General features: G+C 44.2%; 25 protein-coding genes. 21 read left to right on the plus strand and 4 right to left on the minus strand.

The window, feature by feature from the left end; genetic code table 11:
- Position 1 precedes the first annotated feature (1 nt).
- Complete coding sequence (locus PAENI_RS13485) at positions 2-523, plus strand: redoxin domain-containing protein (RefSeq protein ID WP_188114556.1); 522 nt, start codon at positions 2-4, stop codon at positions 521-523.
- Here PAENI_RS13485 and PAENI_RS13490 read toward each other — a convergent pair whose 3' ends face one another.
- Complete coding sequence (locus tag PAENI_RS13490) at positions 524-1,558, minus strand: PocR ligand-binding domain-containing protein (RefSeq protein WP_149645616.1); 1,035 nt, start codon at positions 1,556-1,558, stop codon at positions 524-526.
- A gap of 202 nt (positions 1,559-1,760) precedes the next feature.
- Between PAENI_RS13490 and PAENI_RS13495 the strand changes: the two genes are divergently transcribed.
- The 6 genes from PAENI_RS13495 to PAENI_RS13520 all read left to right on the plus strand — a co-directional run bounded on the left by PAENI_RS13495 (position 1,761) and on the right by PAENI_RS13520 (position 8,436).
- Positions 1,761-2,897, plus strand: coding sequence for a glycerol dehydrogenase (locus tag PAENI_RS13495; RefSeq protein ID WP_149645617.1), 1,137 nt, complete (start codon positions 1,761-1,763; stop codon positions 2,895-2,897).
- Position 2,898: 1 nt separating this feature from the next.
- On the plus strand, positions 2,899-4,659 hold the full coding sequence (gene dhaK / locus PAENI_RS13500) for a dihydroxyacetone kinase subunit DhaK (RefSeq protein ID WP_149645618.1): 1,761 nt from the start codon (positions 2,899-2,901) through the stop codon (positions 4,657-4,659).
- A gap of 284 nt (positions 4,660-4,943) precedes the next feature.
- Positions 4,944-5,918: a helix-turn-helix domain-containing protein gene (locus PAENI_RS13505; protein WP_076299736.1), complete on the plus strand. Its 975-nt coding sequence runs from the start codon at positions 4,944-4,946 to the stop codon at positions 5,916-5,918.
- 130 nt (positions 5,919-6,048) lie between these two features.
- Complete coding sequence (locus PAENI_RS13510) at positions 6,049-7,038, plus strand: ABC transporter substrate-binding protein (RefSeq protein ID WP_149645619.1); 990 nt, start codon at positions 6,049-6,051, stop codon at positions 7,036-7,038.
- Between the two features lie 153 nt (positions 7,039-7,191).
- Entirely contained in the window at positions 7,192-7,395 is a 204-nt protein-coding gene (locus PAENI_RS13515; RefSeq protein ID WP_076299738.1) for a biotin transporter BioY, read from the plus strand.
- Positions 7,396-7,536: 141 nt separating this feature from the next.
- Positions 7,537-8,436, plus strand: a complete 900-nt coding sequence (locus PAENI_RS13520) for a glycerophosphodiester phosphodiesterase (RefSeq protein ID WP_149645620.1) — start codon at positions 7,537-7,539, stop codon at positions 8,434-8,436.
- A gap of 35 nt (positions 8,437-8,471) precedes the next feature.
- On the opposite strand, the gene PAENI_RS13525 is transcribed toward PAENI_RS13520, so the two are convergent.
- Together PAENI_RS13525 and PAENI_RS13530 are read right to left on the minus strand one after the other, a co-directional pair.
- Positions 8,472-9,041: a hypothetical protein gene (locus PAENI_RS13525; protein ID WP_149645621.1), complete on the minus strand. Its 570-nt coding sequence runs from the start codon at positions 9,039-9,041 to the stop codon at positions 8,472-8,474.
- Positions 9,042-9,221: 180 nt separating this feature from the next.
- Complete coding sequence (locus PAENI_RS13530; RefSeq protein WP_149645622.1) at positions 9,222-10,091, minus strand: helix-turn-helix domain-containing protein; 870 nt, start codon at positions 10,089-10,091, stop codon at positions 9,222-9,224.
- Between the two features lie 123 nt (positions 10,092-10,214).
- Between PAENI_RS13530 and PAENI_RS13535 the strand changes: the two genes are divergently transcribed.
- From PAENI_RS13535 to PAENI_RS13550, 4 genes are all read left to right on the plus strand, one after another.
- A complete protein-coding gene (locus tag PAENI_RS13535) occupies positions 10,215-11,273 on the plus strand; it encodes a Gfo/Idh/MocA family protein (protein ID WP_076299740.1) in 1,059 nt (352 codons plus the stop codon).
- The gene (locus tag PAENI_RS13540) at positions 11,270-12,127 is read left to right on the plus strand and encodes a sugar phosphate isomerase/epimerase family protein (RefSeq protein ID WP_149645623.1); all 858 of its coding nucleotides are present in this window, start codon (positions 11,270-11,272) and stop codon (positions 12,125-12,127) included. The genes PAENI_RS13535 and PAENI_RS13540 overlap by 4 nt, the downstream gene beginning before the upstream one ends.
- Before the next feature lie 25 nt (positions 12,128-12,152).
- A complete protein-coding gene (locus PAENI_RS13545) occupies positions 12,153-13,046 on the plus strand; it encodes a sugar phosphate isomerase/epimerase family protein (protein ID WP_076299742.1) in 894 nt (297 codons plus the stop codon).
- A 216-nt stretch (positions 13,047-13,262) separates the two neighbouring features.
- On the plus strand, positions 13,263-15,200 hold the full coding sequence (locus PAENI_RS13550; protein WP_149645624.1) for a YhfM domain-containing protein: 1,938 nt from the start codon (positions 13,263-13,265) through the stop codon (positions 15,198-15,200).
- Between the two features lie 134 nt (positions 15,201-15,334).
- Here the strand turns inward: PAENI_RS13550 and PAENI_RS13555 are convergent, their stop codons facing one another.
- The gene (locus PAENI_RS13555; protein WP_149645625.1) at positions 15,335-15,868 is read right to left on the minus strand and encodes a GNAT family N-acetyltransferase; all 534 of its coding nucleotides are present in this window, start codon (positions 15,866-15,868) and stop codon (positions 15,335-15,337) included.
- Positions 15,869-16,231: 363 nt separating this feature from the next.
- Here PAENI_RS13555 and PAENI_RS13560 point away from each other — a divergent pair, with 363 nt between their 5' ends.
- The 10 genes from PAENI_RS13560 (at position 16,232) to PAENI_RS13605 (ending at position 24,803) form a co-directional block, all read left to right on the plus strand.
- A complete protein-coding gene (locus PAENI_RS13560; protein ID WP_042188290.1) occupies positions 16,232-17,125 on the plus strand; it encodes a LysR family transcriptional regulator in 894 nt (297 codons plus the stop codon).
- Between the two features lie 118 nt (positions 17,126-17,243).
- The gene (locus PAENI_RS13565; RefSeq protein WP_149645626.1) at positions 17,244-17,735 is read left to right on the plus strand and encodes a GNAT family N-acetyltransferase; all 492 of its coding nucleotides are present in this window, start codon (positions 17,244-17,246) and stop codon (positions 17,733-17,735) included.
- 29 nt (positions 17,736-17,764) lie between these two features.
- Positions 17,765-18,616 (plus strand): transporter substrate-binding domain-containing protein, encoded by an 852-nt coding sequence (locus PAENI_RS13570; RefSeq protein WP_149645627.1) that lies wholly within the window; start codon positions 17,765-17,767, stop codon positions 18,614-18,616.
- A gap of 33 nt (positions 18,617-18,649) precedes the next feature.
- Positions 18,650-19,435: an amino acid ABC transporter permease gene (locus tag PAENI_RS13575; protein ID WP_042188294.1), complete on the plus strand. Its 786-nt coding sequence runs from the start codon at positions 18,650-18,652 to the stop codon at positions 19,433-19,435.
- Positions 19,432-20,142, plus strand: a complete 711-nt coding sequence (locus PAENI_RS13580; RefSeq protein ID WP_149645628.1) for an amino acid ABC transporter permease — start codon at positions 19,432-19,434, stop codon at positions 20,140-20,142. Before PAENI_RS13575 ends, PAENI_RS13580 begins: the two co-directional genes overlap by 4 nt.
- Positions 20,139-20,891 (plus strand): amino acid ABC transporter ATP-binding protein, encoded by a 753-nt coding sequence (locus tag PAENI_RS13585; RefSeq protein WP_149645629.1) that lies wholly within the window; start codon positions 20,139-20,141, stop codon positions 20,889-20,891. The genes PAENI_RS13580 and PAENI_RS13585 overlap by 4 nt, the downstream gene beginning before the upstream one ends.
- Before the next feature lie 11 nt (positions 20,892-20,902).
- The gene (locus PAENI_RS13590; protein ID WP_149645630.1) at positions 20,903-21,919 is read left to right on the plus strand and encodes an LLM class flavin-dependent oxidoreductase; all 1,017 of its coding nucleotides are present in this window, start codon (positions 20,903-20,905) and stop codon (positions 21,917-21,919) included.
- Positions 21,920-21,970: 51 nt separating this feature from the next.
- Positions 21,971-23,152 carry an amidohydrolase gene (locus PAENI_RS13595; RefSeq protein ID WP_149645631.1) on the plus strand — a complete coding sequence of 394 codons (1,182 nt, stop codon included), beginning with the start codon at positions 21,971-21,973 and terminating at the stop codon, positions 23,150-23,152.
- Entirely contained in the window at positions 23,149-24,324 is a 1,176-nt protein-coding gene (solA, locus tag PAENI_RS13600; RefSeq protein WP_149645632.1) for an N-methyl-L-tryptophan oxidase, read from the plus strand. The genes PAENI_RS13595 and solA overlap by 4 nt, the downstream gene beginning before the upstream one ends.
- A complete protein-coding gene (locus PAENI_RS13605) occupies positions 24,324-24,803 on the plus strand; it encodes a DinB family protein (protein WP_149645633.1) in 480 nt (159 codons plus the stop codon). The genes solA and PAENI_RS13605 overlap by 1 nt, the downstream gene beginning before the upstream one ends.
- Positions 24,804-24,823: the final 20 nt, after the last annotated feature.

Consider the following 24,823-nt stretch of genomic DNA (forward strand, 5'->3'; position numbering starts at 1 on the left):
CATGCGTCGAATCATTGCTTTGCTGGTGATTATCGCAGCTGTCACGACTGTTGTATGGGTATTTAGCCATATTGAAACAAGAGATTCATCTGAGAGGATTGCAGTGGGCTCTATCGCTCCCGAATTTGAAGCTACTTCTATAGAAGGTAAAAAGGTTCGACTAAGCGATTTTCAGGGACGGATTGTGGTGCTTAACTTTTGGGCTTCCTGGTGCACGTCATGTGTGCGTGAAATGCCCCTTCTGAATGACATTCACAAATCCACTAGTTCTCAAATTGAAACCTTGTTTATTAATGCTGGTGAGTCTAAAGGGACTGTATCAGAATATCTTAAGGATCATAGTTTTTCTTTTCCAGTTGTCATCGATGTTACCGGAAAAATATCTACTTCATTCGGAGTTAGTGCGCTTCCTGCCACGTTTGTTATAAACGGAGAGGGAAAGATCAAAGAGGCTATATTAGGCGAAATCACAGATTTCCCCTTAATGCAGCAGTGGCTAGAGGATGCTAGAAATCATAACTGATCAACTCATATACATATTCCGGTATACAGCTGGAGTGAGATTCTCGAACCGTTTGAAGGTTTTAATAAAATAACCAGTATCACAAAATCCTAAATCATCGCTCACTTGATTAATAGGTGCATCTGTGGTTTCCAGCAACTGCTTGGCCCATTCAATTTTGAGCCTGGCAACGAAGAGGGAGAAGTTCTCGCCTGTTTCTTTTGTAAATATGCGACTGAAATAACTGGGGCTGATATGACAAAGCTTGGCCATTTCTTTTAGGCTGAAATTTTCATTTTTGTGCGCATAGATGTAATCGAACGCAGGCTGAAGCACTGCATTTGAAGAGACTAACTTTTGTGCTCCATTTTTCAATTTGGTCTCAATAAGCGCTCCTGACAACTCTTGCTGCAGAGACTGAATTTTGCGATAAGTAAGGTCTGTCTCCTCGAAAGATTCTGTTGAAGCAGATATATCGATATCTGTGGTCAGTACTCTTTTGTACAAATCAACGGTAGTACGCTTTTGAATGGCTTCTTCCACGATGTAAGTACTTAACTGTAGAAGTAGGTCCACGCACTTGGTTACTTCATCGTAGGATAGGACAGGAAGTGCTTCGTAATCCTCTTTGAGCGCGTGAAACTTCATGTTCGACTCAACATTAGGTGGCCTAGATACTATCTGCTCCAGCTGTGACACATCAGGTTCACGAAGCTTAAGCTGTCCGGCCATAATTGCACCCAAATATTGATCGTCAATAATAATTGGAATCGCGATATCGATAATGTTGAAATGGCATAAATAAATATAAGGCTTGTTCTGGCGTACAGCTTCAATGCCGGCACGAGCATCACATTTTTGACAATAAGGAGAGAGATTAGAATCTTGGCGAACGCCTTGGCAGAAAGGCTGACAGAAGCTGTGCTTAGTCACGGGAACGCCTTTATAATCTACGGTAAGAATCGCCATTTTAGTCACGAGTGATAAAGAATCCTGCAGTTTCTCCCATTTCTTCAAATCAATTATTTCTTCTAAATTAAATCGAGATTTGGACATCACGATATTCTCCTAGGTAAGTTATAGAAACATATTGAACATTATAGCGAATTTTTGCACAAAAGGACAAGATAATACTATTCCTTAATAAGAAGACAAAAAAACTCGATAAGAAAACGCTTTATTCTGATCTTATTGTTTCATGCATACCGAAATAGAGCAATCTATAATAATAACTATATACAACCTAGGAGGAATGAAAATGAGAAGAGCGTTTATCAGTCCGACGAAATATGTGCAAGGTGAGAATGAACTTTTGAATTTAGGCTATTTTGTAAAAACATTCGGTGATTCCGCACTGCTCATTGCACATCCAGATGATGTTACACGTGTGAAAGATAAATTGGAGTCAACTAAACAGAAATTTAATATAACGCTTGTTGAAAGTGGCTTCCATGGGGAATGCTCAAGACAAGAAGTCGCAAGATTACAGGCTCTGGCTAAGGAACATCAATGTGCATGTACGATTGGTTTGGGTGGAGGTAAGGCGATTGATACGGCAAAATGCGTAGCAGAAGGTGAAGCATTGATTATCGTTCCAACGATAGCAGCAACTGATGCACCAACAAGCCACTCTGCGGTACTCTATACCCCAGAAGGTGAGTTTGATGATTATGCTTATTTCAAGCAAAGCCCAAGTGTAGTCATGATCGATACAACAGTCATTGCCAAAGCGCCAACAAGATTTCTTGTTGCAGGGATGGGTGATGCACTCTCCACTTATTTCGAAGCAAGAGCTACAGCAAATTCTTATTCCAATGTGAATGCGGGATTGCCTTGCGGGGTTCGTGAAGGTGTTTGTGGGGAAGCTAAAGGAACGATAACCGCACTAGGTCTTGCCAAACTGTGTTATGACACTTTACTTGAAAATGGGTTCAAGGCGAAGCAGGCCTGCGATCTGAATATCGTAACCCCAGCCTTGGAGAATATCATCGAAACGAATATTTTGTTATCGGGACTAGGCTTTGAAAGTGGAGGATTGGCTGCGATTCATGCGATCCATAATGGTTTAACAGCTTTAGAAGGAACACATCATTATTATCATGGTGAGAAGGTAGCCTTCAGTACAATTGCTCAATTGGTGCTTGAAAATGCAGACCGTACCGAATTAAGAGAAGTATTGGATTTCTGCCTGTCTATTGGGCTTCCGGTGTGCTTAGCAGATATCGGAGTGGAGCAAGTAACTTACGAAGAACTTCTTGAGGTTGCTAAAAAAGCTTGTATTGTTGAGGAATCGATTCATTCGATGCCGTTCCCAATTACAGAAGAAGCCGTAGCATCGGCGATTATGGCTGCCGACCAATTAGGCCGTCAATACAAATTAAGTAAGGAGCTTTAAGATGAAGAAAATTATGAATAAGCCGGAAACGCTAGTCCGGGAAATGTGTAATGGACTTGTCTTAGCGCATCCTGAGCTGGATTTCAACGATAAATTCAAAGTGATTTCTAAAAAAGAGATCAACACCGATAAAGTTACACTTATAAGCGGTGGCGGTAGTGGGCATGAACCGGCCCATGCCGGGTTCGTAGGCAGCGGTATGCTGGATGCAGCCGTGTGTGGCGATGTGTTTGCTTCTCCATCCCAGATTCAGGTCTACCAAGCGATCTGTAGCTCTGCTAGTAAAAAGGGGACGCTGCTTATTATTAAGAACTACAGCGGTGACATCATGAACTTTAAAAATGCGGCTCATCTCGCAAGTGAAGATGGCATACAAGTGGAATATGTCAAAGTAGACGATGACATTGCCGTTGAAGACAGTCTCTATACCGTAGGGAAACGAGGGGTGGCCGGAACTGTTCTCGTTCATAAAGTAGCCGGGGCTGCGGCAGAAGCAGGACTGTCCCTGTCGGAAGTAAAAGAAGCGGCGCAACATGCGATTGACCATGTTCGCACCATCGGCTTCGCCTTTACATCTTGCACCGTTCCTGCCAAAGGAACCCCGACGTTTCATATCGAAGAGGATGAGATGGAATACGGTGTTGGAATTCACGGTGAACCTGGAATTCGCAGAGAAAAAGCCGTGTCAGCGGATGAACTGGCGCAGCGAATGGTTACGTCTTTACTGAGCAACTTGCAAATGAACGATGAGTCGCAGCAAGAAGTTGCTGTTCTGATCAATGGATTTGGTGGAACACCACTGCAAGAGCTTTATTTGTTGAATAATTCTGTGATCCGTGAATTGACGGCGAAGAATAAGCAAGTGTTTAAAGTATTTGTCGGCAACTATATGACCAGCATCGATATGGCTGGCGCATCAGTGTCGATTATGAAGCTGGATGAGACGCTGAAGAAATGGTTGTCTGCTCCGTGTGATACACCGGCATTGTCGGTTAAAGGTTCATTTGAGCCTGTGAAATATACGGAAGTCATCAAGGAAGAGAAAGCAGACAGCACGGTATCCTTCAAGAATAATACGGATGCTGAAGCAGCGATAATTAAGAACAACCAGTTTTCCTTACAAAATATCGTATTTTTGATCGATCAAATGAGTGAGGTCATTATCGAGAATGAGGTACCGTTCTGCGAGCTAGACGCCCACGCCGGAGATGGTGATTTTGGGATGAGCGTAGCCAAGGGCTTTAAGCAGTTGAAAGTAGAATGGGAAGATATTCTAGCTAATCATCAGAGTGATATCGGTGACTTCCTTGATGCTTGTTCATTGATCATTATGGAGCATTGTGGAGGAGCTTCCGGGCCAATCTGGGGATCGGGATTCCGCGCTGCGAGCAAGACTGCGCAGCAGAAGCAGGAGTTATCCATTCAGGAATTTGCCAATATGATGCAAGCGGTCGTCAAAGGAATTCAAGATACGGGCGAAAGGTCTTTCGGGAGAGGTGCTGTCGTTGGAGACAAGACTTTAATTGATGCGCTTGTACCTTTTGCGGATGCCTGGACACAAAGCGCAGAACAAGGCGAAGATATAAAGCTGGCAGCTATCAAAGCTGCTGAGGCGGCGGTTCTCGGTGCCCGGAAGACTTCCGATATCGTCGCGCGTATGGGAAGAGCAGGCACGGTAGGTGAACGAAGCATTGGTTATCCGGATGCAGGAGCTTACGCGCTTGGAGTTATTTTCACAGAGCTAGCTAAAGCGATGAGATAAGAGATAATATAAACTGAATCCGGATCTGAATAATGCTACGAAAGTTAAAAGCTGATTAACAGAAATCGACACCCCCTTATCCATTAGAATGAGGGGGTGTTTGTATTTGGAATCATACGCTAACACTCCTCATAAACTGTTCGTTGCAGTTTAGCTAATGTCTCGGATATAATGATCTAAATGATAATCGTTATCATTTAATACATGAATAAAGGTGATCTCCTCATGATAAAACACTACATTGGGGTTACAGCATACTACAGATCTGCTGAGGGTATGAATTAATGACAAGAAAATCAATTCATAACATCTACAACGGGTATTTCAATGCATTGTTTGAGACTCCGGCTATAAGGGACACCACAGAGCGAATGCATTTCTCACAACCTAGTGACCATGGATACGTCGATAGGGTTATCACATCTTCCGGGATCGAAATTGTAGATAGTGATTACCGTTTCACTGAGGATCGTTTAGTCCGAGTTCAATCCGAAGCAGCTATGATTGAGCTAAGCTTTTGTCTACAGGGCAGCGGAGAAGTTCAGGTAACAGGCAATAGTCACGAGTTGGTGCCCGACAGTTGTTCATTGCAGCTCATGCGAGATTTCCAAGCCGAATTTCACTATCGCAGTGCTGAACCCATCCGTTTACTGTCCATTGGTGTACCGGTAACACTGTTCGATTCATGGATGGTAGAGCAAGGATCTCTACATACTTGCAGTTTATCCGGGCTGTTAGATACACAATCATTTCGTATGTTCCGTATGCCTATTCTTCCAGAAACCTCCCGAATATTGGTTCAATTGAGAGATTGCCCATATCATACCTCAATGCGCAGGTTATACGCAGAGGGTAAGGCATTAGAACTCCTTTCCGCATATTTGGGCGCTTTTCTTTTTGAGCAGAGTCATACTAAACGTAGCTTGCATTTATCTCGCACTGACCGGGAAAGCATTCGGAGAGCCAGGGAAATCATACTCGAGCAAATGGCAAACCCTCCATCACTCATAGAGCTTTCCAAGCTGGCGGGTATTAACGAATACAAATTAAAAGTTGGTTTTAAGGAAGAGTATGGTACGACTGTATTTGCCTATTTACGGAACAAACGTTTAGAAAAAGCATGGGAAATCATGCGTTCCGGGGAGAGTAGTGTTAGTCAAACAGCGACGATGGTAGGTTACAACAACTTTAGTCATTTTGCGGAGGCGTTTCGGAAGCAATATGGAATAAATCCTTCTGAAATAATAAAAAAACGTTAGACAACAAATAAATATCCGCCAAACCGTTATTCAATCCCTCTATCGGTAGTTCAGCCCTATCAGCAGAGTGTATGATCGGACTTGCTAGTAGTGAGAACGATTATCAATAGATTGGAGAGGGTTGGAAAAAATGTTCAGTTTAAAACGTATCTCTTTTGTCGGAATCGCCTTATTTATGATGGTGATGTTGTACGGATGTGGGAATTCAGGGCAGGAGGCTCAAGGGGAGAACTCCCCACCTGCGGTAAAATCTGAACCCGTCGCTACGAATTCCTCCGAAACACGTACCATTAAGGACGCCAAGGGAGATGTTGAAATACCGGTAAACCCGGTTAGAATTGCCGATGTATCTGGCTCAACTGAAGAACTTTTAGTGCTTGGATATAAACCTGTGATTACCGGGAATACAGACATGGCTAATTCACTGGAAATCACACCTATTCTAAAAAAAGAACTGCCTAATGTAACGCCCGTTGGATGGTTTCAAACGGAAGTCAACTTGGAAGCGATTAGTGCAGCAAGTCCTGACTTGATACTGGCAGGGCCTACGCAAGAGAAAATCTATGATCAACTAAATATGATTGCTCCAACAGTGAGGGTTCCTTATGGCTTTAATGCTTTTAGAGAGCGGTTTGCCTTTGTTGCAGAGGTACTTGATAAGAAAACAGAAATGGATGAGTGGCTGAAGGCCTATGATCAACGTGCTCAACAACTGCATGATCAAATCACAAAGATAACTAAAGAAGAAACGTTTGCGGTAATCGAAGCTACAGAGAAAGAAATCCGGATCTATTCCCGTACAGGTATTGCAGATATGATTTTTAATGATCTTGGATTACTCATCGCGCCAGGTACACCGGAACCAGACCCATGGGGAGGAAAAGTAACAAGTCTAGAAGCACTGTCTACTTTTAATCCAGACCACATCATTTTATTATCTGATAATGACCGGAATGTTCTAGACCAAAGTAAGGTCTGGAGCAGCTTAAAAGCTGTAAAATCGAAAAATATATATCGCATGACAAGCAGACAAAATTACAATGAAGCATTCTTTGCATTAGGGAAAGAGGCATTACTGGAACAAATCGCTGAACAAATCAATGAACATATCAACAAGTAAAGCTATTCTGTTTAAAATTGTGTAGCTAAAAAACACTGATCCTAATCTGGATCAGTGTTTTTTTAGTTCGAGATTCTTCCAACTTTATGAATCTAATCAATACATTCAATTTTCCTAAGAAGGGTTTCTTCATGAAAATCAAAGAATTTGTATATGCTGCATGATTCGCTGGAAGTCAGAACTTGGAAGCTGATTGTCGTAAATTTGATTTTTGGTGTAATGTTGATTAATCTGATAGGTGCGCCTATCATGGCATTGATTACGAATACTTCCATTTGGGCTAGATTAACAAGTGTGGTGATCTTTCTTCCAGGTGATATCATTAAAGCGGTTATTGCAGCCATCATTGCGATATAGCTTAGAATAATCCGCAGGTTTTACATAATTATAAATCAAGAGGAGATTTGATAGGATTATGGATGGTAATTAACTGGATATGATGTAGAAAACAGCACCAAGTAAACAACAATAAATTATTGAAAAGAAGAGGGAAGTTTTATGCAAAGGATTCAAAATTCTAAAATGTACTTTATATTTATTCACATATTTTTATTGATCTTATTGTGTACCTCAATGTATGCCTATTCTCCATGGATTCGTACTAAAGTGAAGGAAATTCTCGAGCCTGCGGACAAAGTCTATACCATTGCTCACCGTGGCGCTTCGGGATATGCTCCTGAGAATACTATACCTGCATTCGAACTAGCCATTGATATGGATACCGATTATATCGAGTTAGACATTCAGTTAACAAAGGATCGTGTTCTTGTTGTTATTCACGATGAAACTATTAATCGTACGACAAATGGAACGGGGTATGTTAAGAATTATACTTTAGAGCAGCTTTCGAAATTAGACGCTGGCTCTTGGTTTAACGAACAATATCCCATGTTTGCTAGGGATCAATATGCTGGATTACGTATTCCGACTTTAGAAGAGGTATTTGAAAGGTTTGGAAAAGAAGTGGACTATATGATTGAGATTAAAGATCCTGCTTTGAATCCGAATATCGAAACCATATTAAACGAACAAATTGAAAAATATAATCTGTCTGATCATGTTTCCGTACATTCATTTAGTGAGGCGAGTTTACGTAAGCTTCATTCGATTAACCCAGAGATCCCGCTTTATCAAATTGTTTGGTATAATATTCCGGTTTACAAAGTACCAGAGTCTTTTATCAATCGGGTGAAAACTTATGCAGTTGGTATTAGCCCTAACTTTCAAAGAATAAATTCCTCCTATGTCGCACAGGTGAAAAATTCGGGTCTAAAGGTATTTCCGTACACAGTGAATTATCAAGTGAATATGGACAAAGCCGTGGTTTGGGGCGTAGACGGGGTACATACCAACTTTCCTGACCGTTTTAATGAAGTGATTAAGAATAATAAGAAGTGAGGAAGTACGGAAACGGGAATTCAACTATCGGAAATTCATATGCCGAATACATCGATTTCAGAGACAGGATACCATGTTTTTGAATTTACGTCTTTAAAAAATACTTGAATAGTATAGGTACCTTTTGTATTAAACGAATAAGTAAATTCGTTAGTTTTGAACCAAAAGTTTTCTTCACTTTTCTTAATTTGTTGATTATCGATAGTTTCTGTTTTATCTGCAGGATCAGTGATCGTAAGTTTTATATCTGAAATTTCTGTTTTTAAATGATCTACTTGTAATAAGGTTGAAAAGGCAAACCGCGCAGGGCTTTTTACCTTACCGAAAATCTCTCCATTGTTATCAAGCAATACCATGTTCACATTTGGCTTGTAGATTCGAACCGTTTTACTTGTTTCATCTAAAGCGATTAAAGCAAACAAATTTTTAGAGAGCTGTTCAACAGGTAAAAGAATGTCCCTCTCGGATATTACTGCTGCCTGTTTTTGTACCACATTATTGAAGTATAATGAAACTTCTGATTGGTTCGATGCGGCATAAATCATTGTTCCCGGTAGAATCATTATGCAAAGTGCTAATATAGTCAATTTAATTATTTTTCTCAATGAAATCTCCTCCTATATCTTTGTTATGTTAATTATACCCATAAGATGGAAGATAGTTTCTTTTATGCAATTAATAAAATAAAAAAAGGTCAGTAGAGGGGATTACCCTTTCCTGACCTTTTTGATGTTAAAATTAAGGAGCGATAGCAAGTACAAGACTGCTTCCTTTGTTCACCCTAACTAGAACCCTCTCACACTGCTTGGGGGTACTTTTCTATGTTTTTTGAAAGTCCGGCTGAAATAGTAGATATCACTGAAGCCAGTTGTGGTAGCGATTTCAGAAATCGTTAACTGGGTATGCCTTAGCAAATAATCTGCACGGTCTAAACGGACAGCATTTATATATTCCGAAATCGTATGACCAGTTAATTCCTTGAAGAGACGACTGAAATGGAAGCGGCTTAGCCCTGTTAGTGCCGCAAGTTCGTCAACTTGAATGGGCTCCTGGTAATGTGTATCGATATAACGCAAAACAGGTGCGAAGCGTTCAACGGTCTGAATACGTCTTTCTTGCTCAGCCTGTGAGAGAAAGGTGACAATATGTCTGCGTAGTAGCAGCGTTAGCAGGCGGTATAGCTCGGACTTCACGGCCAGCTCATATCCAAATTCGCGAAGTTCCAGTTCCCGAATAATCGCCAGCGCACAGTCTGTAATGTGCTGATCCCCCCGGATATGATTACGTAACAGCAGCTGGTTCTGCTGAATCGGGGCGATGAACTTGGTCTCGGCAGCGTCGCTTACCGCACTATGCAGCAAAGAAGTATCTGCAATAATCGCATAATACAATAAATCAGAAGAAGCGCTCACCCCATAATGCAGCTCGTTGCTGTTCACAGCAACTAAATCACCAGCCCGTACGTTGATTGGTGTTCGTCCGCATTCAAAAACAGCCTCACCGCTTTCGATAAACAGAAACTCAAGATGCTCATGCCAATGATGTGGGAACAACAAAACTCCCTCTTGGTTGAAGCGCTGGGTATGTACTTTAATCGGAAACTCGGGATCCGGCATGTCCATGGGTTCCTGTAGATGTTTATCATAGTCCAACATTTATTGACTGCACCTCCTATAGCACAATTGTACAAATGAAACCGCAAGGTTCTGCATGGTGTTTAGGGTTGAAATCATTATAATACGAATCATAACCTATGCAAAATAAAGGAGAGAGTATTTATGGATATGATCAAAATTGGCGTAATAGGAACCGGCTCTATCTCCAGCATGCACTTAAGTGCTTATCGGAATAATCCGCAGACAATCATATATGCGGTTTGTGACCTGAATGAAGAGCGTGCACGAGCTGTTGCTGCTGAGTATAACGTGGAGAACGTATACACGGATTATCGTGAATTGCTGGCTAATTCCGAAATAGATGCAGTCAGCATCTGCACATGGAACAACTCTCATGCTGAGATTAGCATCGCGGCACTTGAGGCAGGCAAGCATGTACTTGTGGAAAAGCCGCTTTGCCGCACGGTGGAAGAAGCGCTTCAGGTTCAGCAGGCAGTGGAAAAGAGCGGTAAAATTTTGCAAGTAGGCTTTGTACGACGTTATGACTCTAATGCCCAGCTACTTCAGACATTGGTGGAACAAGGAGAATTCGGTGAAATCTACTATGCGAAGGCAACGACGTTCCGGAGACTTGGTAATCCCGGCGGCTGGTTCAGTGATATTGAACGCTCCGGCGGCGGACCATTGATTGATATCGGCGTCCATGTGATCGATCTATGCTGGTATTTGATGGGCCGTCCGAATCCAGTATCAGTAAGTGCCAATACCTACCGGAAGCTCGGCAATCGTTCCAATATCAAGAACCTTTCTTTCTATAAAGCCGCTGATTACGACGCAGCGAACAATACGGTGGAAGATTTAGCAAATGCACTAATTCGTTTTGAGAATGGAGCTTCGCTGATGGTTGATGTAAGCTTTACACTGCATGCCAAAGAAGACGAGCGCTCAGTCCGCCTGTACGGTGACAAGGGTGGGTTTGAAATTGATCCTGAGATAGTCCTCGTCAAAGAACTGTCGGATACGATCGTCAATACCTATCCGCAGACCGATCATAAGGGGTTTGAGTTCAACAGTGCATTCCAGAATGAGATTAATCACTTTGCGAACAACATCAGCAACGGCTCTACACCGATTAGTCCTGTGCAGGACGGCGTTACAATCATGAAGATTCTCGGCGCGATCTATGAATCCGCTGCCAAAGGCGAAGAGGTGAAACTATGAAGCTAGGAATCAGTACCTACAGTTTGCATTCAGCTTTTTCAACGGGTGAGCTTACGCTTGAAGGAGTCATTGAGACGATCGCCGATCTGGGCGCGGAGCATGCGGAGATTGTACCCTTGGGCATCAATTTGGTTGAGAATCCTGAGCTAATTGATCAGATTGTACGAACGGCAGCAGGTCGTGGACTAGAGTTGTCTAATTATGCTATCGGGGCGAATTTTGCCGGGCTGGAGACAGCGGAAAGACAGCGGGAAGTCGAACGGGTAAAGCGGGAAGTAGACGTCTGTGCGGCATTAGGCATTCAGCGGATGCGGCATGATGTAGCCTCGTCAAATGATCTATCAATTACGCACTTTTTGGAAGAGCTTCCACATTTAGCTGAAGCCTGTCGGGAAATTGCCGATTATGCCGCAGGTTTGGGCATCACAACCAGTGTGGAGAATCATGGATACTTTATTCAGCACAGCGATCGTGTACAGGCGTTGGTTCACGCAGTAGGAAGAGATAACTTCCGTACAACACTCGACATTGGTAACTTCCTGTGCGCAGATGAGAATCCGCTTATTGCTGTGACTAACAATATTAAGCTTGCTTCGATGGTACATTTCAAAGATTTTTATATTCGTCCGCAGGGTCGCCAGCCTGGCGAAGGCTGGTTCCAGTCTACTGGTGGGAACTGGTTGAGGGGTGCCATCGTTGGTCAAGGAGACATCGATATGCCGAGTGTCATTCGAACCGTTAAGGAAAGTGGCTACGACGGATATATCTCTGTAGAATTTGAGGGAATGGAAGAGTGCCGTAAGGGGACAAGACTTGGGTTAGAATACATCAAGCGGGTTTGGAACCAAATCTAATTCATTTTAAAGGAGGATTATTACCATGGTTAAACCAATTATCACTAACAAAATCGGCGTTATCGTAGACAGTTTTCAGGTCGGAGTAAAAGAGGGGTTGCGCAAGGCAAAAGAAGCAGGGGCTGATGGAGTTCAGATTTATGCGGTGCAAGGTGAATTTGATCCCGCTAACCTTTCTCCTTCAGCCCGCCGTGAATGGAAGGAATACATCGCTTCACTGGGTCTCGAAATCTCTGCCCTCGTTGGAGATTTAGGCGGACATGGATTTCAGGACCCTGCACAGAACCGTGCCAAAATCGAAAAGTCCAAACGCATTATGGAGCTGGCCAAGGAGCTAGGTACAGATATCGTAACTACACATATCGGTATTGTTCCCTCTGACCACACCAGTAAAATTTATGAAACCATGCACATCGCCTGTGAGGAACTAAGCAGATACGCGCATGAGATGAATTCTTACTTTGCGATTGAGACTGGGCCAGAACCCGCTGCGCGTCTGAAGACGTTCCTCGACGGTTTGGGTTCCAAAGGGGTTTCTGTTAATTTTGACCCGGCCAACATGGTGATGGTGACTGGTGATGATCCCGTGCAAGGTGTTCATACACTAAAAGACTACATTGTACACACCCATGCTAAAGATGGTCTCAAGCTTGCCGATATCGATCCGCGCGATGTTTACGGTCAATATGGTTATGAAGCACCCGCATTAGACCATGAGAAGATGGCTGAAATGGCCGAGACCGGCTCGGCGTTCCGTGAAGTTCCACTTGGAGCAGGTTCTGTCGACTGGAACAATTATCTGCAAGCGCTGAACGACATCGGTTATACAGGTTTCCTGACCATAGAACGGGAAGTTGGCACTAATCCAGAGGAAGATATCCGCCAGGCTGTGAATTTTTTAAAGGCTTTTCGGGTCTGAACATGGTAGTGATAATGATTAAATAGTTCATCCAACCTTTGGGATAAAAGAGAAGCTGCCTTACAGGAGAACAGGCCTGTACGGTGGCTTTTTTTATTGCTACAAACAATTTTACTTAGTTCAGGATAAGAATCTGATCCAATTGCTAATCTCATTTATTGCAACTTTATCCTCTATTTGGCGTTAAAGAAGAGAGAACATGAAGGAGGAGCCTATATGAAAAGGATAAATTTACTAGCCCTTTTAGCAGTCATTTCAGTAATCATTGTTGGATGTATCAATACAGGGAATAAGGATAAAGTGAATCAAACCCTGATCGATCTGAGCTCTGTTAATTCCATAACAATCCAGATCGATAGCGGTGAATCCATGACCATAACGGACAATAATTTAATAGAACAATTCAATGAAGCCATACATACTGCTGAGTATGACAGCGCCAAGCTTGATATTGCAGCACCTGATTATGAAGCTACTGTTGAAATGAAGAATAAAGAAAACGAAAAGTTCTCATTCTGGATTAAGGGCGAGAATCATGGTCTTTTCACCAAATTAGGACAAAATGGACATTACAAGCTGCTGGAAACAAAAAAAGTAGTTTTACTTGACTTATTTCAACCCAATGAGCAACAAGTAGAAGCCGATAATCTAAAAATTGACGAGGAAATCAAGCGAATCACAGTAGCGAAATCTTTAGCACATGGTTCAGTGAATGCTAACATAAAGGCTGAATACATAGATCATGAAAGCATAGAAACTTTCGTCCGAGCCATCCGTACCGCTGTACAAATACCGGGAAATTTAAATACCGCAACGCCTAACTACGATATTGTTCTAATTTCAAATAATAATAAATATGCCTTTCATCTATGGATTAACGAAACAAGTGAGCAAGGCATGTTAATGAATGTGAACGAAACAAGCACAGGCTACACACTTACTAAGGAATCAACTGTCGAGTTAAAAAAGCTTATATTCTTGGAAGCAAACTTTAAGGGTCTGGAGTTTAATGCAGTACGGAGCTCAAATGGAGAACTGGTGGCTAAACCAATTGGCATAACCGAAAATAACTATCTATTAAACGGTGGGGCAGTGGTTGAATTACAAGGAATCTTATATCATACCATTCATTTTTTCTATGGCGACCATAATGCAGTTAACGCTTTACTAGCCCATGATCCTGCTACGGATGAGGTGATGGTGAAATGGAGCGATGAGCTGATCGATACCGATAACCGTTGGAACAATGCATTTATGAACAACTATAATATGCTAATCAAGTTGGATGAGGATCATCTATTATTTCTGGAATCGGATCTGACGAAAGAAGCTGGGAAATATCATTTGTCCTCATATAATGTTGTTACAGGAGATATTGAACGACTTCGGGAAGACTTTTGGCCGCTTTCTGATGATTCTGACTACATCTATAAATTCCAGTGGAATGCGGATGAACAAATATTATTTATGCAAAGTTACCTCGGCAATGTATGGTTGTTTGATCTGAGGAAAGGAAAGGACGATGTGTATCTTCTAAAATATCCGGTAATCCCTCACTCGACGACCGGTGCACCATCTCTGTTTCTTTCACCAACCTTTAAGAGATTTGTACATGATGATGAGAGCGGCCAATTAACCTTTTATGATAATAAAGGAGCTTCGCTACGTACTGTGCCGTTACCACAAGAGCAATATGTACCTTCTGAGAAAATAAAGTGGAACCCGGCGGGCACGATTGCCTGGATGGATACAGCAGAGATCAACCAAAACCGAATCCATGACATCGATATCGATTATTTGAAAATCGCTCCCCAAAAAATTGATTTTTATAATCAGGATGGGCTTCCCATCGGCTCCATTAAGACTGAAAGCGACCAAGAAGATGCAGCGGTTGAAGTTGTAGGATGGATGGACGCTAATGTAGCTGTGATAAAATCCTATTCCGTAGAACTTTTGTACAAGGATACTATAGGGCTGAAGGTTAAGAATGTTTCTTATTATCTCTATGATGTAAAGAAGAAGCAGAAGGGGGCTAGCTTTTCGTCCATCCCCGCCAAAGCAACTGTAATTTTAGATCATCGCCTGGATGATGCAGATACTGAAGGCGATATCACTGTGAGTTTTAAAGAAATTACCTATAAAAAAGGAAATTAAATGAGCCTCGGAAGTTCGCCGCAATGATCACATAAGATCATTGGAAGCTTCCCGAGGTTTCTTTTTTATTATTTCAAGACAATGCTTAAGAATGCGTTATATTCATCGAGTTAGTCTGTACTTGAATTTTATAATTATCCTGCTGAAGTACGGACGGAATTCTGTAGGTCTAGTTGGAAACCCTGTACCAGGGTTTCCCCGTTCATAAGATCGGTCTCATACGCCCGTTTGAAGCCTAAGCGATAGTAGAGCTTGATTGCTGAAGCCATCATTTCTGAAGTATGCAGATTTAAAGTGGTGGCTCCTAACTCATGAGATCTCCTAGCAGCTTCGTGAATTAGATGGGTTGCAACACCGAGGCCGCGAGCGGATGGGGATACGGCAAGCAAGCGTAGGATAGGGGAGTGAATGCCTAGTTCTGGTTTACCGTAAGCCGTTTCCGAGGAGCTAAACAAGAGTGCGCTACCAATGATTTTCTTGTCGATTTCAGCGATGATCCGCACGATCGGGGCATCGCCATGGACAGATTCAAGAAGTGATTTCCGGTACGCTAGCCACAACGGCTCGGGCATGATTTCCGAATATTGGTGGTAAGCGTCCAGTATCACATCAGCGATGGCATCACGGTCATTATTCTCAGCTTCACGGATAATAATCTTTTGTGACATAATCTCGCGATCCCCTTTCAATTAATGTATAGTTCATACGAATGAAGTCATTATAAACGATAATTCCGAGTTATATAAGGGGTATTTTATTATTTTGATAAATGAATAGAAAAGCTCTATATGAAATAAACATAACAGTCGATTACAAAGGGATTCACTATAGCTTCTGCAGGTTCAAATTTTAAATTATTAATCATTTATGAATGAAATTTTGTAGAAATCCGATTATTTCACACGGAATTTAAGTTGACAAAAAATAGGGGGGTGCATAAGATATAAACAAAATCTATAGGAAAGCATCGTTATATTTCATTGTTTTTTCATCGGAATAGTAAAATTAATATTAGTTTAGGGGGATTAGGGATGAACATTGAAAATATTGAGGCTTTTGTCTACATTAACCATTATGGAAGCTTCAATAAAGCGGCCGAAGTCCTATATATCTCTCAGCCGACAGTTACGGCACGGATTCAATCACTCGAAAGGGAATTGGATTGCAGAGTGTTTGATCGGTTAGGTAAGCAGATTAGCCTAACGGATAAAGGTAAGCAATTTCTTCCCTATGCCCAGCAGATTCTCCAGATCTATCAGAACGGTAAATATCAGGTTCAGGCCAAGGGGCTTATTCCAAATGAACTGAGGATCGGCAGTACTGTCTCGGTATCCAATTATTTAATGCCGCATCTGATGCTTCATTTGAAGCGCAGGTATCCGCATATCACGATTAAGCTGACGACAGCTTCTACGGAAGTATTGATTGATAAGCTGAAATCGAAAGAGCTAGATCTGGCTTTTATCCGTAAGGTCGTAAATCCAGCCATTCAAGCCTTTCCTTTCTGCGAAGACCCCATTTCGCTGTATGTAGAGAAGGGGCATCGCTTAGCTAAGGCACAACGTACATCGCTGGAGGATATTCGCCAGGAGACGTTAGTCTTTTTTGAATGCGGGTCTTTGGATTGGATGCGACTGCATCGTGTATTTGAGAGCATGGAACAGCCGCCGAAAATTGAATATCAGGTGGATAACCTGGAGACAGCCAAGAAGCTGGTGTTGAAAAAAGCAGGTATCTGTTTCCTTCCGGCACTTAGTGTGCAAGAGGAAGTAGCAGCTGGGACGTTAGTACGGGTGGATATTGCGGAGACGGAAGGCATCTCCTTACGTACCAGCCTGATTTCACTAAATGGGGAGAACGCTGAATTCATAGAAACTCTACTTGAACTCGGGATTGGTAAAACGGGAGATCGACTAATTGTATAGATGTATTAAAAAACTCTATTAGCGCATGGACACATGCAGTGATAAAGTTAATTGCATATAATGACGACTATTTCGATAGGAATTATAAATTTAATTTCGGAAGGATGGAGGGCTTGCGATGAGTGAGACATACAGACTGGCAGAACTGAAAGATGCGGAGATTCTGCTTGAGGTTACATATCGTGCGTATGAGCTGATTCGTGAGCTCGGGCTGCATTGGCCGGCGGCTACAGCTGACTTGGCACTTATTGAAGACAATATTGCTACGAATGAGTGTTATGTGCTTGAAGTTGATGGAACTATAGTTGCGACGATAACACTTTCAAAAGAAGAAGAGATTAAGAAGATTAGCCCACTGCCTTTTATTAAATGGTTTGCTGCTCATCCGGATTACAGTAACAGAGGTTATGGTGGAAAGCTTCTGGATTGGGTGGAAGAGCACATTATTGCTGGACAATTGGGTTCGGCTGCGGTCACGCTGGCAACGGCGAAGAAGCACCCATGGTTAGTTCAAATGTATGAACGCCGGGGGTATGAACGGTTTCTGGAACTGGATCAGCAGAATGGTGACGGCATTATGTATCTGATGAAAAAAAACACTTATAGATAAATCACAAATCATTCAAAGGGGATAGAACAATGAAAAAGTCCATTTCATTAGTAATTGCATCGTTATTGACACTGGTGATAGCAGGTTGCGGAAATAACAGCACGAACAGTAGTCAGAATGGAAATGCAGCCGAAGCTTCGGCAACGGCAAATAGTTCGACAAAGGTAACTAAGATCATCGTAGGCACGGGTACTGCTTTTCCGAAGGTCTGCTTCATAGATGAGAACGGCAAGCTTACAGGCTTCGATGTGGAACTGCTCAAAGAAATCGATAAGCAGCTGCCTGAATATGAATTCGAGTTTCAAACCATGGATTTCAGCAATTTACTGCTGAGTCTGGAAACTAAAAAAATCGACCTGGTTGCCCATGTCATGGAGAAAAATCCAGAGCGGGAGTTGAAATATTCTTTTAACAAAGAAGCCTATGCCCACTGGAGAAACCGCATCGTAGTGGCGAAGGATAATGATTCGATCCAATCACTGGATGATCTTAAAGGAAAAAAGGTATTAGTCGGTGCGACAAGCGCACAAGCGCAAATTCTGGAAAACTACAATAAAGAGCATGACAATGCGATTAATATCGTGTATCAGAACGGTGCAGCGAATGATACCGTCGCACAGATTAGTACTGGGCGTGTGGACGCTACGCTGGCTGCAGATTTTGTCCTACCGATCATTGATCCGCAGAGTCAGCTAAAAGCTACGGGCGATGAGCTGTCCTCCGCGGACATTCTCTATGTTTTTCGTAAGGAAGATGCCGATTCACAAAAGCTGTCAGATGCGATTGACAGTGCGATTAAAGAGTTGAAGACGGACGGAACACTGGGTAAGCTGAGCACGGAATGGCTGGGTGCGGATGTTACAGCGGATTCGGTTAAATGATTGAGCCAGTGAGCACGGGAAGGGAGGGAATATATGGGCGCACAGTTTGATATCAGTTTTGTATTTTCGTTTTTGCCTAAGTTACTAGGGACTTTAAGCACCACGCTTCTGATTGTCGCCTGTTCTCTACTGACAGGAATTATTGTCGGCTTTCTCGTAGCTCTGCCAAGACTTTATAAAGTGCCTGTGTTAAAGACCCTCTCCGAAATCTATATTTCTTTTTTTCGGGGAACTCCGATTCTTATCCAGCTCTTCTTGTTTTATTATGGTCTGCCTGAAATCATGAAGCTGGTCCATGTGGATATGACCCGAACCCCTGTACTTGTCTTTGTGATTCTAACCTACGGTCTGCATACGGGTGCATACATGTCCGAAATGATTAGGGCTTCTGTGATGGCGGTGGATAAGGGGCAGGTGGAGGCTGCATACGCTGCGGGGATGACGGGGTTTCAAGCTTTTACACGAATCGTGCTGCCCCAAGCGCTAGGTATAGCAGTTCCTGTATTCTCTAATCTAGTAATTGCACTACTGAAAGATACATCATTAGCTTTTACCCTCGGGGTGATGGAAATGTCAGGTAAAGCTCAGACGCTTGGCAGCTTAACACAGCATTTTATTGAAACCTATATCGCGCTTGCGCTTATCTATCTGGTCATCAGCTTTACGATTGAGAAGCTGCTGCTTGTAGCAGAACACCATCTGCTACGGCATGAAAGACGAAATACGCCTGAGAAAAAATTGTTTAAAATCAACAAAAGCTGGTCCTACCGACGCATCATTGCAGAACTGGGACCTGGCAAAGGAGGCACCGGATTATGAAACTGGACCCATCGTTTATATGGACTGCTCTGGTACAAATTCTGAGTGCAATTCCTACGACCTTATATATTACCGTTGTCTCTGTATTGATTGGTTTTGTGATTGGAGTGGCTGTAGCCTTGATCCGGCTATACAAAGTTCCACTGCTGCATCCGCTGGCCGTCGGTTATGTTACGTTCATCCGCGGGACACCGATGCTGACGCATCTGCTGCTTATATATTTTGGGCTTCCTGTGCTGATTGATGCTCTGGCGGCGCATTTCGGCTGGAGCTTTAGGTCGGTTTCGATTCCGATGATCGGTTTTGCTTATATTTCGTTCTCGATTACTGCTGGAGCTTATATGTCCGAGGTCGTCCGTTCCGGTCTGCTCGCTGTGGATCGCGGTCAGCTAGAAGCAGCCCACTCTATCGGTATGACTACGCCCCAAGCACTAAAGCGGATTGTTTTTCCTCAAGCGCTGGCGGCAAGTCTGCCTAATCTTTCGAATTCAGTAATCGGTATGCTGCACGGATCTACCCTTGCTTTTACGGTTTCGGTGGTGGATATCAATGCTAAGGCACAGATAGTGGCTTCAACGAACTGGAAGTTTTTTGAGGCTTATCTGGCAGCTGCGCTGATCTTCTGGGCACTAACATTTCTGATCGAACGCGTGACGTCGGTCATTGAGAAAAGGATTAATCTGTACAATCGAGGTGGAGTAGCATGATCAAGCTTGCGCAAATTTCGAAGTCATTCGGTCGGAATCAGGTATTAAACAATATAGATTTAACGGTGACGAAGGGAGAGGTTGTCGTCATTCTCGGCCCCAGTGGCTCCGGCAAAACGACTCTCTTACGCTGCGTGAATTATCTGGAGAGGCCAAGCAGCGGAGAGATCGCCATTGGCGATTTTAAAGTGAACTGCAAACATGCCCGCAAAAAGGAGATTCATCAGCTTAGGCAAAAAACGGCAATGGTATTTCAGCAGTACAATTTGTTCCGTCATAAAACCGCGCTGGAGAACGTGATGGAAGGGCTGTTAATTGTCAAAAAGCTTCCGAAGTACGAAGCGAGAAAGCGGAGTATTGCACTGCTTGAAAAGGTTGGTCTTGCCAGCAAGCTGGATGCTTACCCGAGTCAGCTGTCCGGAGGTCAGCAGCAGCGTGTAGGGATTGCCCGAGCCTTGGCGCTTGAGCCAGAGGTTATCTTATTCGACGAACCAACATCGGCTCTGGACCCTGAGCTAGTGGGTGAGGTTCTGGCTGTTATCCGAAAAATTGCCAAGGAAGGCATCACAATGATTGTAGTCACCCATGAAATGGGATTTGCTCGTGATGTGGCGAATCATGTGGTTTTTATGGACGGAGGCGTCATTGTTGAAGAAGGAACGCCGACAGAGCTGTTTAATCATCCGCGCGAAGAAAGAACGAAGCAGTTCCTGAAGCGAATCACACCTGAATTTAACTATTCCATATAGGAGGAAAAACAATGGCTATTACAATCAGCGTACTCGATCAAAGTCCGATCTTTCCGGGAGAAACGCCAGAGGAAGCATTCCAGCATACCATTAAGCTGGCACAACTCTCTGAGGAGCTTGGATTTCATCGATTCTGGGTTTCCGAGCATCATGACTCTGAGCAGGTAGCCGGTTCTTCTCCAGAAGTCCTTATCTCACATCTGCTGGCCAAAACAGAGCGTATCCGCATTGGCTCTGGAGGCATCATGCTCCAGCATTACAGCCCATATAAAGTGGCGGAGAACTTCAATGTGCTGGCTACTCTGGCTCCTGGCCGAGTGGATCTCGGAGTGGGACGTGCTCCCGGCGGTCTCCCGCGCAGCACACAAGCGCTTCAGCAGGAAAGAACCGAATCCCCTAGCTTAACGGACAAAATCATCGAGCTGGAGAAATATGTGCATAACCGGCTCGAAGAAAACCACCCGCTGGCTGGGTTGAAGGCAGGTCCCCTTCCTGGTATTCCGCCCGAGCTGTATGTGCTTGGTGCGAGTGTAGGCAGTGCAGAGATTGCTGCTGAACTTGGATTACCTTATGTGTTCTCCCTATTTATTAATAGCGATAAGACAGTAGCGCTAGATGCTATTCGTGCTTACCGCAGTGGTTTTGTTTCTTCACAGGGCAGACAACCGCAAGCAATTATCGCTTTAGCACTAGTGGTGGCTGATACCGAAGAGGAAGCGAAAGAACTGGCGGGCGCACATAAGTTGATTCGGATTCAGCTGGCAAGCGGGAAGAAGCTAACCGTTGGAACCCGGGAACAGGCGGAGGAGTTTGCCCGCCAGAGCAATGAAGCATACACGATTGAAGAGTTGGAACCAGAGATTACCAAAGGAACAAAGAACTCTGTACGTGAACAGCTGTTGGCACTTTCAGAGGCATCCGGTGTTGAGGAGTTCATCATAACTACGAATGTGCAGCCTTTTGACAAACGGTTCCGCTCCTTTGAGCTACTGAGCGAAGCAATCGCTGAAGTGCCGGCAGAGGCATAAGCAGGCGGATCAGGATCACACGGGAAATCGTTTAAAGGAGGGTGACTGTATATGACTAGTAAAGCTAAAGAGCTGAGTGCGGAAGCGCTTGGAGAAGAATTAATCGGGATACGCCGTCATCTGCATCGGCACCCGGAACTGTCGAACGAAGAATATGAGACAACAAAATATATTATTTCCCTGCTGGAGCGGGCAGGAGTCAGGGTCGTAGATTACGGTCTGTCTACCGGAGTGATCGCAGAAATTGGGGGCAAGCAGCCCGGTCCGGTCATCGCGCTGCGCGCAGATATCGATGCCTTGCCAATCCAGGAGGAAACTGGAGCAGCTTATGCGTCGTTGTATCCCGGCAAAATGCATGCCTGCGGACATGATTTCCATACGGCTGCCTTGATCGGTGCCGCCTATCAGTTGAAGCAGCGAGAGGGTCAGTTACTAGGAACGGTACGCCTGTTGTTTCAACCGGCTGAAGAGAAGGCGCAAGGGGCACAGCGGATCATTGCTAGCGGGGCGCTAGAAGAAGTCCGGGCAGTAATCGGGCTGCATAACAAGCCGGAACTGCCAGTCGGAACGATCGGTATTACGGCGGGCCCTTTAATGGCAGCGGCTGACGGGTTTGTGATTGAAGTACAGGGTGGCAGTTCTCATGCTGCCGTTCCAGAAGCTGGGATAGACCCGATTGTAGCTGCTTCGCATATCGTGACTGCATTTCAATCCATTGTAAGTCGCAATGTCAGTCCCCTACAAAGTGCGGTGGTCAGTGTGACGCAGATTCACAGCGGAAATTCATGGAATATCATCCCCGAAAAAGCCGTGCTTGAGGGTACAATCCGTACCTTTGATGAAACGGTGCGCAGCAAAGTACTTGACCGCTTTCGGGAAGTGGCGACTGGTGTGGCAGCTGCTCTTGGAGCAAAAGCCACTGTCCGCTGGATCGAAGGGCCCCCTCCGGTTATCAACGACGCCGCCTTAGCGGCGTTAGGGGTAGACTCGGCTGAAGCTCTTGGCTACCGAGCGGTCAAACCTGAGCTTTCACTGGCCGGAGAGGATTTTGCCTTCTATCAGCGCGTGGTACCAGGATTGTTCGTCTTTATAGGTACTGAAGGAAGCCAAGAATGGCATCATCCAGCCTTCAATCTGGATGAACAGGCACTCCCTGTGGCAGCACGTTTCCTTGCGGATACGGCTGTACGTTCCCTTGAGTACTACAATTCCGGTGGAGGTGCAGAATTATAGCTGAACATAAGAGTTACGATGTAATTATCGTAGGCGCAGGCTCGATGGGCATGAGCGCTGGTTACAATCTTGCGAGGCGCGGAGTGAAGACGCTACTAGTGGATGCCTTCGATCCTCCACATACACAGGGCAGCCATCACGGGGAATCCCGGCTGATCCGGCATGCTTACAGCGGTGATCCCGCCTACATTGATTTAGCTTTGCGGGCAGATACACTATGGAAAGAAGCGGAACAGTTGAGCGGAACAGAACTCCTTGTCCGCTCAGGCGTCTTGAATCTCGCGGATAGCGCAGTGTATTCCTTCAACGGTCGTCTCGAAGAAGCGAAGAAACGGAATGTGCAGGTCCATCATCTGGATGCCGAAGAGATCCGGCGGCGCTGGCCGGCATTGAACATACCGGAATCATTCGCGGCAATGTATGAACCAGATGCCGGATATTTGTACAGCGAACGCTGTATTTCCGCCTACCGTCAGCTTGCCCTTGGACATGGTGCGGAACTGTTGACGAACACTCCAGTAGTGAATGTCACCGCTCGCGAAGGCAGCGTTACGGTTCATACGACAAATGGCGATTATCACGGAGCGGCAGTTATTCTTAGTGCCGGAGCTTGGTTTGGCAAATTGGCACCTTTTGTACATTTGCCGATTAAAGCAATCCGCAAAGTTGTGGGCTGGTTTGAGAGCTCCCCTGCTTTTGCTGCTGGTAATTTCCCTGGCTTTACGTTAGGAGCAGAGGAAGGTGGCTATTACGGATTTCCCAGCATTGATGGAGCTGGCCTGAAGATCGGCCGGCATGATACAGGGCTGGAATGGAAGCCGGGTACACAGCTTGCCCCGTTCGGCAGTGAAGCCAGCGATGAGGGTGACCTCCGCAAGGTACTGGAGTCTTACATGCCCGGTGCTGCTGGTCGATTGCTAAAAGGTTCTGCATGTAAATATGAGCATACGCCTGATGAAGATTTCATTATAGACTGCCATCCGCTCCATTCCAACGTGCTGATAGCTGGAGGATTTTCGGGGCATGGTTTTAAATTTTCTAGTGTTGTGGGTGAAATACTGGCTGACTTAGCGATCTTCGGAGTTACATCACATAACATCCAGCCTTTTTCGTTATCTCGTTTCGCACCACCGGATCATTCGCGAACAAGTCATATATTGGAGGGGATTTAATGAGCAGAGTTCAAATCAGTGATTATCTAAAGACGTATCATCAATTAGTAAAGTCGACCGCCGGGTTAACGGAGGAACAACTGAAATGGAAGGCAGAACCCGCCAGTTGGAGTGTGACTGAGGTACTGACTCATCTGGCTGATCACATCATCGTAGTTTCGTTCCGCATTCGTGATATTCTCGCTGCTACGACTGCACAGCTTCCAGTCTTCAATCAGGATGCTTGGGTCAGCGGTCAGTACGCCAACAGCGGCAATGCTTCCGACAATCTGGAGCTGTTCCGCAGCCTGCTTTACTATAACAGCCTTTTGTTTGAACGGCTTAGCGAAGAAGATTGGGAGAAAAGCGGAATTAATTTCAAGGGGGAGGCTGTGAAAATTTCCGATATCGTGCACGGCTTCACTGGACATGTGGAGAGACATCTTGGCCAGATCGAGCGAATCAAACAGGGCGCAGCTAATGCATCGTTTGTACAATGATTGCTTCCGAAGTCAGTTTT

The organism is Paenibacillus sp. B2(2019) (assembly GCF_008370385.1).
GTDB lineage: Bacteria > Bacillota > Bacilli > Paenibacillales > Paenibacillaceae > Paenibacillus_AQ.

Bases quoted from the DNA above. Each gene is read 5' to 3' on its own strand.
- PAENI_RS13575 (WP_042188294.1), top strand. From the start codon at position 18,650: ATGGGCGCACAGTTTGATATCAGTTTTGTATTTTCGTTTTTGCCTAAG.
- PAENI_RS13555 (WP_149645625.1), bottom strand. From the start codon at position 15,868: ATGTCACAAAAGATTATTATCCGTGAAGCTGAGAATAATGACCGTGAT.
- PAENI_RS13485 (WP_188114556.1), top strand. From the start codon at position 2: ATGCGTCGAATCATTGCTTTGCTGGTGATTATCGCAGCTGTCACGACT.
- PAENI_RS13530 (WP_149645622.1), bottom strand. From the start codon at position 10,091: ATGTTGGACTATGATAAACATCTACAGGAACCCATGGACATGCCGGAT.
- PAENI_RS13505 (WP_076299736.1), top strand. From the start codon at position 4,944: ATGACAAGAAAATCAATTCATAACATCTACAACGGGTATTTCAATGCA.
- PAENI_RS13510 (WP_149645619.1), top strand. From the start codon at position 6,049: ATGTTCAGTTTAAAACGTATCTCTTTTGTCGGAATCGCCTTATTTATG.
- PAENI_RS13585 (WP_149645629.1), top strand. From the start codon at position 20,139: ATGATCAAGCTTGCGCAAATTTCGAAGTCATTCGGTCGGAATCAGGTA.
- PAENI_RS13565 (WP_149645626.1), top strand. From the start codon at position 17,244: ATGAGTGAGACATACAGACTGGCAGAACTGAAAGATGCGGAGATTCTG.
- PAENI_RS13490 (WP_149645616.1), bottom strand. From the start codon at position 1,558: ATGTCCAAATCTCGATTTAATTTAGAAGAAATAATTGATTTGAAGAAA.
- PAENI_RS13560 (WP_042188290.1), top strand. From the start codon at position 16,232: ATGAACATTGAAAATATTGAGGCTTTTGTCTACATTAACCATTATGGA.
- PAENI_RS13515 (WP_076299738.1), top strand. From the start codon at position 7,192: ATGCTGCATGATTCGCTGGAAGTCAGAACTTGGAAGCTGATTGTCGTA.
- PAENI_RS13580 (WP_149645628.1), top strand. From the start codon at position 19,432: ATGAAACTGGACCCATCGTTTATATGGACTGCTCTGGTACAAATTCTG.
- PAENI_RS13550 (WP_149645624.1), top strand. From the start codon at position 13,263: ATGAAAAGGATAAATTTACTAGCCCTTTTAGCAGTCATTTCAGTAATC.
- dhaK (WP_149645618.1), top strand. From the start codon at position 2,899: ATGAAGAAAATTATGAATAAGCCGGAAACGCTAGTCCGGGAAATGTGT.
- PAENI_RS13595 (WP_149645631.1), top strand. From the start codon at position 21,971: ATGACTAGTAAAGCTAAAGAGCTGAGTGCGGAAGCGCTTGGAGAAGAA.
- PAENI_RS13590 (WP_149645630.1), top strand. From the start codon at position 20,903: ATGGCTATTACAATCAGCGTACTCGATCAAAGTCCGATCTTTCCGGGA.
- PAENI_RS13495 (WP_149645617.1), top strand. From the start codon at position 1,761: ATGAGAAGAGCGTTTATCAGTCCGACGAAATATGTGCAAGGTGAGAAT.
- PAENI_RS13540 (WP_149645623.1), top strand. From the start codon at position 11,270: ATGAAGCTAGGAATCAGTACCTACAGTTTGCATTCAGCTTTTTCAACG.
- PAENI_RS13545 (WP_076299742.1), top strand. From the start codon at position 12,153: ATGGTTAAACCAATTATCACTAACAAAATCGGCGTTATCGTAGACAGT.
- PAENI_RS13535 (WP_076299740.1), top strand. From the start codon at position 10,215: ATGGATATGATCAAAATTGGCGTAATAGGAACCGGCTCTATCTCCAGC.
- PAENI_RS13605 (WP_149645633.1), top strand. From the start codon at position 24,324: ATGAGCAGAGTTCAAATCAGTGATTATCTAAAGACGTATCATCAATTA.
- PAENI_RS13520 (WP_149645620.1), top strand. From the start codon at position 7,537: ATGCAAAGGATTCAAAATTCTAAAATGTACTTTATATTTATTCACATA.
- PAENI_RS13570 (WP_149645627.1), top strand. From the start codon at position 17,765: ATGAAAAAGTCCATTTCATTAGTAATTGCATCGTTATTGACACTGGTG.